We start from the raw sequence: 12334 nt of genomic DNA, 5'->3' as shown, positions 1-12334 counted from the left end.
GAGGATTTGGGGCATGAGATATTGGTTTTTGGTCGTAATGGTCGCGTGTCTCGCGGCCGTCAGCCCGGTTCATGCGAAGAGTGAGCCAATCGTCTCAACCTATGACGACATCGTCGTTTACGAGGCCGCCAAAATCATCACGATGGAGCCCGGTTATCCGCAAGCCAAATATGTTGCTGTTTCCGATGGCATCGTCGTCGCGGTCGCACAGAACCTTGAGGAGCTCGCGCCGTGGACCGATGGTCGGCGCGTAACGGTCGACCGCCAATTTGCATCGCAAGTCCTCATGCCAGGCTTCGTCGAGCCTCATATCCATCCGATGCAGACGATCATGATGCTGCCGCTTCCATTTATCAGTCCGGAGGCGTGGGATTTGCCGGGGCGTCATTATCCCGGCGTCACAGGCGAGGAGGAATACGAAGCGCGGCTGCGTGAAGCGCTTGCCGAAAGCGAGGAAGAGCTGTTCATCACCTGGGGGCATCACCGCCTGTTTCATGGCGAGATGACCCGGCAGAAGCTTGATGCAATCGCGCCTGATCGTGCGGTTGTTATCTGGCAGCGCAGTTTCCATGAAATCATTGCCAACACTAAAGCGCTCGAATTGCTCGACATCGGGACGCAGGAGGCTTTCGTAGCCGAATTTGATCGCCCCGGCATCGACCCGTCGCATGCCGACTTTGCGACCGGCGTTATCCATGAAACCGCCCTGTTCAATGGTGTCGAGAAGTTGCGCCCTTACCTCTTCTCTCCGCAGAAAATGCAGCAGGGCCTGGTCGAGATGCGCCAGATGATGCTGGAGAACGGCGTCACAACAAGCGCCGATCTTGCTTTTGGCGGTTTCGGCGGGATCGAAGCGGAAGCGCCGCTATTCAAGAGCTTTTATGACCAGGATGACACGCCTTCACGCATCCTCGCGATACCGGTCGCTCCATCGGTCGAAGGCGACCCGAATGACTGGCTAGCAAGGACGAGCGGTAAATATGGGAGCGAGAAATTCTTCTTCTCGGACCGCGTAAAGCTGTTCGCTGACGGGGCATTCTTTGCCCAGTTCATGCAGATGAACCCGCCCGGCTACAGCGATGGCCACGAAGGCAAATGGATTACCGAACCGGACGTTCTTGAAGAACAGGCAAAGCGTTTCTGGGACGCGGGCTGGAGCCTGCACACGCATGTCAACGGGGACAAAGGCGCTGATGTCTTGCTTGGCATTCTCGAACGCCTCCCGGAACGCGAAGCGCAGGACCGCGTGCTCGAACATCTGGGCTATTCAACCGAAGCGCAGAACCGGCGCATTGGCGAAATGGGATTGATGGTGTCCGCTCAGCCGAATTACATCCGCATCCTTGGTGATGCCTATGCGCGAAGCGGCCTTGGGCCTGATCGTGCGGCCCAGATGAACCGGCTCGGCTCCCTTGAGCGCAAAGGGGTGCCGCTTGGTCTTCACAGCGATTTCAATATGGCCCCGATTGACCCGCTCTATCTGGCGTGGGTCGCCAGCACCCGGATTACCCTTGAAGGCAATGAGAAGGCTCCTCAGGAGCGGCTTAGCCTGGAGAAGGCGCTTCGTGCGATAACGATCGAGGCGGCGCAGGTCATCGGGCTCGATGATCAGGTCGGCAGTATTGCTTCTGGGAAAAAAGCGGACTTTGTTGTGCTGGACCGCGACCCTTTTGAGAGCGGCGCAAAAGCGCTGAACGATGTGCAGATACACGGCGTTATATTTGAGGGCAGATGGTTCTCTGCGCAATGAAATCGCCGCCGCTCCAGACAAATGCAGGTCCGGCAAAGCTGAGCATCTGCTAGCGGCCGCATGTTACTGAACAACAGCTGGTCCAAGCCCTGGCGGGTCAGTCCTCTCGATTGTCTCCGCCCCAACGGAACGGGGTGTGCCAGCGCGGTGCCACTATCTCTCCACGCGAAAGCCTGAGGGCAAGTCCGATCATCGTCCCGACCGCAATGGCGACGGTGAGGTCTACCAGCACCGTCATTGCAGCGGTCCCTAGAAGCAAAGCCAGGTCAGCCTTGGGCAACCGCAATCGATCCGGCCAGCGGTGCGGTTCGCTCATCGTCCAGGCAGTAACGACCAGCAAGGCTGCGAGTGCAGGTAATGCGAGTGCGCCTGCAATTGGTGCTGCCAAGAGCAAAACAAGCAGAACGAAAAGGGCATGGATCATGCCAGCAACTGGTGTGCGTCCGCCGGCATTCGCATTGGTTGCCGTGCGGGCAATCGCGCCGGTCGCTGGCAGGCCTCCAAAGAGCGGCGAGGCAATGTTGGCGGCCCCTTGTGCGATGAGCTCCGCATTCGAACGGTGAGCGCCGCCGATCATCCGGTCTGCTACGATTGCGGAGAGGAGGGATTCTATCCCCGCAAGAAAAGCAATAGTGAGTGCTGACGGAAGCAGCGCTACCAGTTGGTCAGCACTGATTTTCGGAAGCGACGGCATCGGGAAGGTATCTGCCAGCGCGCCATATCTCGCGCTCACCGTCTCTACCGGAGCAAAGCCAAGCGCCGTCGCAACACTGGCGAGCACCACCACCAGCACCAGCCACGGTACTCGTGGTGCCAGACGGCGCAGGATCAAGATTGCCGCCACTGCGCCAACGCCCATTGCGATGCTTGCAGGATCGATGGACTGCCGCATCGCCCAGAGGGCTTCAAATTTTGGCACAAAGTCGGCAGGCAATGCGGGGCCGGTCATCCCAGCAAGATCCTTGAGCTGGCTGATCGCGATCACCACCGCGATGCCAATCGTAAATCCTTCGATGACCGCTTCGGGAACGTGGCGAATAAGGCGCCCGGCACGCAGGAGGCCCGCCAGCAAAAGGATCAACCCTGCCATCACCGAGGCAATCAGCAAGCCGTCAAAGCCATGCTCGTGGATGATAGCGTAGACCACCACGATGAACGCTCCGGTCGGGCCGCCGATCTGCACCCGGCTGCCGCCAAGAGCCGAAATTAGAAACCCGGCCACAATCGCTGTTACCAAGCCGGCAGCAGGTGGCGCGCCTGATGCAATTGCGATGGCAATACTGAGCGGGAGTGCGACGAGCGCAACGGTCACACCGGCAAGAGTGTCGGCCCCGAACTGACTCCACGAGTAGTCACGTATGGTTGTGAGTATCTTGGGTTTCACACCCACTCAATACATGGTTGGCCGGAATATGGCATGCACCAACTCGGCCGCTACTCTCAAACGCAGTCCAGCAATAGACTGTCCGTAATCGGGTCATTGGCTGCCCGTCCGCTCCTGGCGCGTCGCGAGCTCGGCAAATTAGTCTCGAACTGAGGGTGGGAGCGGACATAGGCCTAGCCGCTGAACCGTTGACTATTCGGGAGGCGAATTGATCATCACATGTGACCAGAGATCGCCGCTCGCCATGACATATGGCATCAACGCCTCATCCCCCGTGACAAGCCCCAGATCTTCCTCTGTGACAAATCCTAGATCTTCCGCCGTTGCATTGGGGATGTGTATTGACTGCCACCGCCACATCTCGTCGGTCCAGGCGGTACCGTCCTCCGTGAGCGCCGTGATTGGGCCTAGCATGCGATAACCGGCGGTCGGTCTCATGGTCATGTGGAACGTGCCCGCTTCCATCTCCTGCTCGATGCGTGCGTCGATGTCTGCCCGGGAAATGCCTTCAGCGGAAAGCCGCCTAACGCGATACAAATAGGGGATGAAGTCGCGATGGTAGCAGCGGACATCGAAAGTTACGTCGTCTGGCCGGTCAGCGATACAGACCATCTTGCCATCTCCGCTTCGCAGAGCGGTGACATTGCCTTCGCTGTCGAGCGAGACGATCGAGGCACTTTCGCGAAGCTCGGGTGGCAGCGGGAGAGTGGCGCTCGCGAACGGAGCCGAAGACGCAAGCGCGGCGATGAATGCAAGTGCCGACAAGGAAACCTCCTTTTGCAAGCCGAGATGCGACCGCCTGCCCGCCCTTTAGAACAGAGTTCGCCCATGTCCGCAAATCAAGGGGGGAAAGTGGAAGTCCTGACAGGCTCGATTTCCAACCGCCATTGGGCCGCTTCACGGATGACAGCCCCTGAGCCGAGAATTGCTTGATGCGACCCTGATAATTTATCCGGACCTACGAGCCGGGGGCAGCGGCCCTGCGGGCTGTTTCCAGACCTTGTCTTGCCAAGAGGCGACCAGGCGAAAATGCCAGCGCCTCCTCGAATGCCTGGGCAGCCTCTTTGTAACGACCGAGCGCGAGGAGTTCCTCGCCAAGCAATTCCCAACTTGGCTTCTCGATTGCAGGCGGCCCGAAGACAACGGGCAATTCGGCTTCCGCCTCGGCGGCAGCCCTGAGCAGGGCAAGACCCTGTTCGATGTCGCCGCCTTCCAGCGTCATGATGGCTTGCCCTTGCGCGATGGTACGTTCAGCCCAGGCCGGAAGGGTTTTCTCATCAGGCATCTCGCTTGGGAGAGCATCCATAAGAGAAGCGTATAGCCTTTCCATTTCGGATTGCGCTGCCACGACCGCGTCGGAATCTCCGCGTGACTTTAGCAACTCCGCATATGCCATGTTGAATTGCGCCTTAAGAAAGTTATCGTGAGGCCAGGAAACAGGGGTAGGCCACTCTCCGCTGGCGATGCCCCAATGCAGCGCAATGTTAGCGTAGCTGCTGCTCGCTGATCTCCATCCTCCAGTTCGGCCGAATTCGTCTGCCCTGCCAAATTCGGCGACAGCTTCCGCGCGACAGCCCTCGACAATCGGACTTGCATCCTTGCCTTGCTGCGCAAGAGAATAGGCGAGCCACTCGTTGTAATGACCGCAATCGGTTGGCTCCCTGCCCATAGCAATTCGCTGTCGATCCACCACTGCGTCGGCGTTGATGTTGGCCGTCTCGGATGCTTCCCAATTTCCCAAGGCGTGAAAGATATGACTGACCATGTGTTGTGCATGACCAGCGTCGGGTGCGATTGCGGCGTAGCGGGCGGCTGCACGCTCCCCAAGCGGCGCATGCACCGGGTCATCGTAGGAATGGATTAGATAGTGAAGAATTCCTGGGTGAGACGGATGGGTCATGAACCCTTCCTCCAGTATCCCAGCGGCCTTCATGTAAAGTGGTATTTGCCGACCGCCATGCGATGATCCCAGGATTGCCAACGCGTAAAACGCCCGCGCATCGATATCTTTCTTTTCGTTCGCGTACATGTCCCGCATCTTTTCCAGATAGGCGAGGTCACGTTCTTGCTTGGATCCTTCTCCATACAGCGCTTCAACGGCAGCAAGCCATTGTCGTTCCTTTGCCGAGCGAGCACTTTTCGCTCGCTGCTCGGGCGTGGACCCCAACTTTGACAACGCCGCAAGCGCTGCATCACGATCCTGTTGTTCCCACAGCGGATGATTATGCGTCATAGCCTCGCCCCAATAGGCCATCACGAATTGAGGGTCGGCCATTTGAGCCGCTTTGAAAGCGGAAGCCGCCCGGGCATATTCAAAATTATGCAGCAGCGCGAGGCCTTCGAGGAAATGAGCTTCGGCAGTAGGCTCGGCTGTCGTCGTCATGACCATTTCCGCCGTGCCCACACCATCGTCCTCTTGGGCAAGGAGAGGCAATGGCAAAAGCATAAGACCTGGAGCGATCACACCCACTGCGAAATTTCTCATGAAGTGCCCCTATTTTTCAAAGATCATATCCGACGAGAACATAGACTCCACTCTTGTGCAAGCGTGGGCCTGTGGTCTTGGTCAGAAATGTCGCGGGCGGGAATGCGGGAGCCAACAGGCTGTCATGCGAAGGCCGAGGACGTCCGATACACAGGTCCGCAATCGGGCCGTTAGCGGAAATTCGGCTGGCGCAAACGTCCTCAGCAAAGCGGACAATCTGCTAGAGACCCGTTAGAGGTTCCCCCTATCCGAGTATGCGCTGATGCGGAATTGTCGCAGGGACAGGACCTGGTTGCGTCACAAGCATCACCCACCCGATACCCACACAGGCACTAAGCTTTACGCACTCCCCGTAGGAAACCGTTCTAACACTAAGCGGAAGTGATGGTGCTGCTAGAGAGAATTGAACTCTCGACCTCGTCATTACCAATGACGCGCTCTACCACTGAGCTACAGCAGCGCTCCAATCAAGGCGCGCCCTATTGTCGCGCAGCCTCCTAAAGTCAACCCGCTTGATAGCGAAAAGCTTGAGCACCCGCAGCAATATTGGCAAGGGATGTCCAAATGTCTGACCAAACCGCCAAATCGACCGAGAATCTGTCCCGCGAGGAACGGCTCGCTGCAAAATTGCGCGAAAATTTGCGCCGCAGAAAGTCGCAAGCGCGGCAAATGGGCGAATCAGACCAAGAAATGCTTCCCAAAACGGACGCTGAAAGCTAACCGCAACTGCTCCCGAAACGCTTAGGAGCGCCATCCCTTGCCTACCCTGATCCTAGTTCGCCATGGCCAGAGCCAATGGAACCTCGAGAACCGTTTCACCGGATGGTGGGATGTCGACCTGACGGAAAAGGGCGTGGAAGAGGCGATAGCCGCAGGAAAGCTCCTTGCCGACAAGGGCGTTTTCCCGACCGTTTCCTTCACATCGGTGCAGACCCGGGCGATCAAGACGCTGAACTTGGCGCTGGAGGCGGCAGATCGCCTGTGGATCCCCACCACCAAGGACTGGCGCCTGAACGAACGGCACTATGGCGGACTAACCGGCCTCAACAAGCAGGAAACTCGTGACAAGCACGGCGATGAACAGGTCCACATCTGGCGCCGCAGCTTCGACGTGCCGCCCCCGCCGATGGAGCCGGGCAGCGAATACGATCTGACGCAGGACCCGCGCTATGCAGGGATCGACATTCCCAACACCGAAAGCCTGAAACTAACGATCGAACGCGTTCTGCCCTATTGGGAAAGTGCGATCCTGCCGGTGCTGACCAGCGGTGAGACAGTCATCATTTCGGCGCACGGAAATTCGCTGCGGGCTTTGGTCAAGCATCTGTCGAACATTTCCGATGACGAAATCACCGGGCTGGAAATCCCCACCGGGCAGCCGATCATTTACGAATTCGACGCCGACATGAAGCCAGGTGAGCGGCGCTATCTGAAGGATATGTGATGAGCACGGGGGAAACAGCAAACGGGGCGGCCAAGGTTGCTATCGTCATGGGCAGTCAGTCAGACTGGCCGACGATGGAATGTGCAGCGAAAGTTCTGGGCGAACTGGGGGTGGAAAGCGACGTCCGTATCGTTTCCGCCCACCGCACTCCCGACCGGATGGTGGAGTTTGCGAAAGGCGCATCGGCCGAAGGGATCCGCGTTATTATCGCTGGTGCCGGCGGTGCGGCGCATTTGCCGGGCATGATCGCGGCGATGACCCATCTTCCCGTGCTGGGCGTGCCAGTCCAGTCGAAAGCGCTGTCCGGCATGGATAGCCTGCTGTCGATCGTGCAGATGCCAGCGGGCGTGCCGACCGGCACTCTGGCAATTGGCGAAGCGGGCGCGACCAATGCCGGACTGCTCGCCGCATCGATACTCGCCACCAGCGATCCGGCGCTGACCAGCCGGCTTATCGCCTGGCGCGATGCGCGCAGCAATGCGGTCGCAGATCGGCCGGACCGATAATGGTACCGGCAGGGGGAACGATCGGGATCCTGGGCGGCGGCCAGCTTGGCCGCATGATGGCAATGTCCGCCGCGCAGCTAGGCTATCGCTGCATCACCTTCTCTCCGGAAAAGGACGGTGTCGCGGGTCAGGTTTCCAACGATTATTTTGCCAACAAATGGGCCGATGGCCCGGCGCTGGCCGCTTTTGCCCAGCAATGCGACGTGATCACGTGGGAATTCGAGAATGTCCCGGTCGAGCCTCTGAGGGCAATCGACGGGCAGCTGTTCCCGAACCTGCGGGCTCTTGAAACAGCGCAGGACCGGCTCAACGAAAAACGCTTCGTACAGGATCTGGGCGGGCAGCCCGCGGCGTATTCGGTCATCGATTCGCACGCCGACCTCATGTCCGCCGTCGACCGTATCGGCGCACCCGGCATCCTGAAGACCCGCCGCGACGGGTATGACGGGAAAGGTCAGTGGCGCATCGATTCGGCGCGCGATGCAGAGGGTATCCGCCTGCCTGATACCGCGACGATCTATGAAGGTTTCGTGGAATTCTTCGCCGAGTTTTCCGTCATCCTTGTTCGCGGCCAAGACGGAGAAATCCGGTTCTGGGACAGCGCCGAGAATGTCCATAAGGACGGGATTCTCGCTACCTCCACCCTGCCCGCCAGCGCCCGGGTTCGTGAACAGGTGGAAAGCGCGCGAACGCTCGCGTCCAATATCGCAGGCGCGCTTGGCTATGTAGGTGTCCTGACCTGCGAATTTTTCGCCACCAATGCAGGCCCGGTTTTCAACGAAATGGCCCCGCGGGTCCACAATTCGGGCCATTGGTCGATCGAAGGCGCAGTAACCAGCCAGTTCGAAAACCATATCCGCGCAGTGTGCGGCCTTCCGCTGGGCGAAACCGCAACGATTGCCCCCGGCGTCGTTATGGAAAACCTGATCGGCAAGGATGCGAAGACCGCGCTTGACCGGCTGTCCGAAGCTGACACCCATGTGCATCTGTACGGCAAGGCAAAAGCGCGCGAAGGGCGCAAGATGGGCCATCTTACGCGAATAGAGCGCACTTGATGGCGCAGGCCAAAGAGAACCCGGACCAGACCGTCGTGCTGATCTATGCGCGGGCCGAAAATGGCGCGATCGGCAAGGACGGGCAACTCCCCTGGCACCTGCCCGCCGACCTCAAAAGGTTCAAGGCGCTGACCATGGGCACGCCGATGATCATGGGCCGCAAGACATTCGAGAGCCTGCCCGGCCTCCTTCCCGGGCGCCGCCACATCGTGCTGACGCGCCGCGAGCGGTGGGACAGTGAAGGCGCCGAAATCGCCCACTCTGTCGAAGAAGCGCTCTCGATGGCTGGCGAAGGCACCGTTTCGGTGATCGGCGGCGCTGCGATCTACGACGTGTTCCTGCCCCGTGCCGACCGCGTGGAACTGACGCAGTTGCACGCGGAGTTCAGCGGCGACACATTCATGCCGCCGCTGGGGGCCACATGGGAAGTCACTGCGCGCGAAGATCATGCGGCCGAGAATGATCGCCCGGCCTATTCATTCCTGACGCTGGAGCGGTGCGCATGATCCGCAAGGTCATCATCGGACTGCTGGTGCTCGTCGGCATCTGCGCCGCGGCATTTTTCATCTTCGTGCCGGGCTATGTCGAACGCGATATGAACCGGATCGATGGCAAGCCATTGCCGGAAATTCGCGCCGACGCGCAGGCGCTGCACGGCACCCTGACCATCATCGACCTGCATTCCGACACGCTGATGTGGCAGCGCGATGTCCTGTCTGACCGCGTGCGCGGCCAGATGGACCTGCCCCGCCTTCAGGACGGGAATGTAGCGCTGCAAATATTCTCCAGCGTGACAAAGACCCCGACCGACCAGAATTACGATTCAAACAGCGCTGACGGCGATAACATCACTGCGCTGGTGATCGGGCAATTGCAGCCGGTTCGCACTTGGGGATCGCTGCTGGAACGGTCGCTGTATCACGCGGCAAAACTCGGCGCCGCAGTGCCGGAATCGGATGGCGCTCTGACCAGGATTTCCGCACCGGCCGAGCTTGAAAATCTGCTGACGACCCGCGGCATTGGCGATGCCAGGCCAGTCGGTGCGATGCTGAGCATCGAGGGGCTACACAATCTTGAAGGCGATCCCGGCAATCTCGACCGGCTTTACGACGCCGGATTCCGCATGGCCGGCCTGACGCATTTCTTCGACAACGACCTCGCCGGATCGATGCATGGCGAACAAAAGGGCGGGCTGACCGTGATGGGCCGCGATGTCATCCGGCGCATGGAGGCGCGCGGCATGATCGTCGACATCGCCCATCTTAGCCATGACGGAGTCGCCGAATTGCTGCAATTCGCGCGGCGCCCGGTCGTCTCCAGCCACGGCGGAGTGCAGGCAACTTGCAAGGTGAACCGCAATCTGACCGACGATGAAATACGCGGCGTTGCGGCAACTGGCGGGATCATCGGCATCGGTTATTGGGAAGGCGCGGTTTGCGACACATCACCGCAGGCGATTGCCCGGGCGATGAAGCATGTTCGCGATCTGGTCGGCATCGAACATGTCGCGCTGGGCAGCGATTATGACGGGGCGGTGACCGTACGGTTCGACACCGCTGGCCTGGTGCATGTGACGCAGGCATTGATGGATGCGGGATTCACCGAAGACGAGATCCGCGCGGTAATGGGCGGCAATGCGCTGCGGGTCATTTCCGCAGGGCTGGAACCGGGCAGCCCGCAATGAGGTGGCTCGATCACCGCGAACCGGTGCCCGATTCGCTGCGCGGTGCGATCGTTGCACTGGGTAATTTCGACGGCTTTCACAAAGGCCACCAGGCAGTTGCCGGCGAAGCAATCCGGTGGGCGCGCGAAGAAGGCCGCCCGTCAATTGTCGCGACATTCGATCCGCATCCGGTCCGCTTCTTCAAGCCCGATGTAGAACCGTTTCGTCTGACGACGCTGGAACAGCGGCAGGAATTGTATCTCGCCGCTGGGGCAACAGCGATGCTGGTATTCCACTTCGATGCCGAGCTCGCCGGAACCAGCGCGGAAGATTACATCGAAGACATTCTCGCGGACCGGATGGGTGCCGCCGGCGTGGTTACGGGCGAAGACTTCACCTTCGGCAAGGCGCGCGGCGGCAATGTCCAGGTGCTGGCCGATGTCGGAGCCGCGCATGGTATTCGCGCGCGCACTGTCGGGCCGGTTGGCGACAATGACGAGGTCATCTCGTCCAGCCGGATTCGCGATTCGCTGCGCCGCGGTGATCCGCAGGAAGCCGCACGGCTGCTGACCCGGCCATTTGCCATTCGCGGGATCGTGGAGCACGGCGACAAGAGAGGCCGGGAAATCGGGTATCCCACCGCCAATCTTTCAATCGAAAACTACCTGCGCCCCAAATTCGGAATCTACGCCGTGACCGGCCGGATCCTTGCCACTGGCGAGGAGCTGAAAGGTGCTGCAAATATCGGCATCCGGCCCCAGTTCGAACCGCCGAAAGAATTGCTGGAGCCTTATTTCTTCGATTTCTCCGGCGATCTTTATGGTCAGGAAATCGAAGTCGCTTTCCATCATTTCCTCCGCCCAGAGGCGAAATTCGATTCGCTGGACGGTTTGATGAAACAGATGGAGCGTGACTGCGACAAGGCGCGGAGCCTGCTTGCATGAAACGCTGGCTGAAGCGCGTCGGCTTTGCGCTCGCACTGATGTTTGTCGGCCTGACGGTTTACAATGCCAGTTGGCTGGCCGCTGCGCCGCAGGGCGGGGTCAAGCTGGTCGCGCATCGCGGGGTGTATCAGGCGTATGACCAGTCCGATCTGGGCCGGGACGATTGCACCGCCACGCGCATTGAACAACCAGTGCATGAATTTTTGGAAAACACCGTCCCCTCTATCCGCGAGGCGGGCCGCACCGGTGCGGTGATGATCGAGGTGGACATTGCCCCGACTTCCGACGGCGAAATTGTCCTGTTCCATGACTGGACGGCCGACTGCCGCACGAATGCCAGCGGCGATACGCGCGGTTTCACTCTTGCCGAGCTGAAGCAACTGGACGCAGGCCATGGCTACACCGCAGATGGCGGAAAGACATTTCCGTTTCGCGGCAAACATATCGGTGCAATCCCCACCTTGGCCGAAGGGATTGCCGCTGCGCCGCGCGGTCGGTTCATCTTCAATTTCAAGAGCAAGGACGCGGCCGAGGCAGACTTGCTCGCAGCCAAGCTCGAAGAAGCTGGCCGGCGGATCGATTACAACAAGGACGCATTTTACGGCGCTGACGCCCCCGTCCGCCGGATCAAGGAACTGTACCCCGATGCCTGGGCCTTTTCCCAGCAGGGCGCGAAACAGTGTTCGAAGGATTACGCGCTCGTGGGCTGGTTCGGGGTCGTGCCCGACAGCTGCCGCGCCAGCGGGACCATCTTCGTCGCGCTCGATTATCAATGGGTCATGCCCGGCTGGCCCAACCGGATGATCCAGCGGATGCAGGATGCCGGGGTCGAGATCATCATGCTCGGCCCGGTCGGATCAGACGACGCGCCGCGCGGGATCGATCTGCCCGAACAATTGGGCGATGTTCCCAGCACCTTCAACGGCTGGCTGTGGGTGGATGACATGTATGCCGTCGGCCCCGCGCTGCGCCCCGATTTCAACACCCGGACCGAGCTGGAGGAAGAACAGCTGGCACAGGCGCTGGAACGCCGGCGGCAGGCACGCGACTGACCGCGATCAATAGATGTTCCCTTAGGGGGCGGTTTCCGTTAACGGCACTGC

At 59.9% G+C, this 12334-nt stretch carries 12 protein-coding genes and 1 tRNA gene; 9 read left to right on the top strand and 4 right to left on the bottom strand.

Features of this window, described 5'->3' with window-relative positions:
- The first annotated feature begins 13 nt into the window (after positions 1-13).
- The gene (locus GRI43_RS11400; RefSeq protein ID WP_160731225.1) at positions 14-1750 is read left to right on the top strand and encodes an amidohydrolase; all 1737 of its coding nucleotides are present in this window, start codon (positions 14-16) and stop codon (positions 1748-1750) included.
- 97 nt (positions 1751-1847) lie between these two features.
- Here the strand turns inward: GRI43_RS11400 and GRI43_RS11395 are convergent, their stop codons facing one another.
- From GRI43_RS11395 to GRI43_RS11380, 4 genes are all read right to left on the bottom strand, one after another.
- The gene (locus tag GRI43_RS11395; RefSeq protein WP_160731224.1) at positions 1848-3134 is read right to left on the bottom strand and encodes a SulP family inorganic anion transporter; all 1287 of its coding nucleotides are present in this window, start codon (positions 3132-3134) and stop codon (positions 1848-1850) included.
- 192 nt (positions 3135-3326) lie between these two features.
- Entirely contained in the window at positions 3327-3899 is a 573-nt protein-coding gene (locus GRI43_RS11390; protein ID WP_160731223.1) for a hypothetical protein, read from the bottom strand.
- Positions 3900-4092: 193 nt separating this feature from the next.
- Positions 4093-5619, bottom strand: a complete 1527-nt coding sequence (locus GRI43_RS11385) for a tetratricopeptide repeat protein (protein ID WP_160731222.1) — start codon at positions 5617-5619, stop codon at positions 4093-4095.
- A gap of 385 nt (positions 5620-6004) precedes the next feature.
- Positions 6005-6079: transfer RNA gene (locus GRI43_RS11380), tRNA-Thr, on the bottom strand.
- 104 nt (positions 6080-6183) lie between these two features.
- Between GRI43_RS11380 and GRI43_RS13895 the strand changes: the two genes are divergently transcribed.
- From GRI43_RS13895 to GRI43_RS11345, 8 genes are read left to right on the top strand one after another with little or no spacing between them, the layout of a single operon-like run.
- Positions 6184-6339, top strand: a complete 156-nt coding sequence (locus GRI43_RS13895) for a hypothetical protein (RefSeq protein WP_202391707.1) — start codon at positions 6184-6186, stop codon at positions 6337-6339.
- A gap of 37 nt (positions 6340-6376) precedes the next feature.
- Entirely contained in the window at positions 6377-7063 is a 687-nt protein-coding gene (gene gpmA, locus GRI43_RS11375) for a 2,3-diphosphoglycerate-dependent phosphoglycerate mutase (protein WP_160731221.1), read from the top strand.
- Positions 7063-7569, top strand: coding sequence for a 5-(carboxyamino)imidazole ribonucleotide mutase (gene purE / locus GRI43_RS11370; RefSeq protein ID WP_160731220.1), 507 nt, complete (start codon positions 7063-7065; stop codon positions 7567-7569). The genes gpmA and purE overlap by 1 nt, the downstream gene beginning before the upstream one ends.
- Positions 7569-8624, top strand: coding sequence for a 5-(carboxyamino)imidazole ribonucleotide synthase (locus GRI43_RS11365; protein WP_160731219.1), 1056 nt, complete (start codon positions 7569-7571; stop codon positions 8622-8624). The genes purE and GRI43_RS11365 overlap by 1 nt, the downstream gene beginning before the upstream one ends.
- On the top strand, positions 8624-9130 hold the full coding sequence (locus tag GRI43_RS11360; protein ID WP_160731218.1) for a dihydrofolate reductase: 507 nt from the start codon (positions 8624-8626) through the stop codon (positions 9128-9130). The genes GRI43_RS11365 and GRI43_RS11360 overlap by 1 nt, the downstream gene beginning before the upstream one ends.
- Positions 9127-10308, top strand: a complete 1182-nt coding sequence (locus GRI43_RS11355; protein ID WP_202391706.1) for a dipeptidase — start codon at positions 9127-9129, stop codon at positions 10306-10308. The genes GRI43_RS11360 and GRI43_RS11355 overlap by 4 nt, the downstream gene beginning before the upstream one ends.
- Positions 10305-11231, top strand: coding sequence for a bifunctional riboflavin kinase/FAD synthetase (locus GRI43_RS11350; protein WP_160731217.1), 927 nt, complete (start codon positions 10305-10307; stop codon positions 11229-11231). Before GRI43_RS11355 ends, GRI43_RS11350 begins: the two co-directional genes overlap by 4 nt.
- On the top strand, positions 11228-12283 hold the full coding sequence (locus GRI43_RS11345) for a glycerophosphodiester phosphodiesterase family protein (protein ID WP_160731216.1): 1056 nt from the start codon (positions 11228-11230) through the stop codon (positions 12281-12283). Before GRI43_RS11350 ends, GRI43_RS11345 begins: the two co-directional genes overlap by 4 nt.
- The last annotated feature ends 51 nt before the right edge of the window (positions 12284-12334 follow it).

Source organism: Pontixanthobacter luteolus (assembly GCF_009828095.1).
Lineage (GTDB): Bacteria > Pseudomonadota > Alphaproteobacteria > Sphingomonadales > Sphingomonadaceae > Pontixanthobacter > Pontixanthobacter luteolus.
This window is presented reverse-complemented; position numbering and strand designations above follow the sequence as displayed.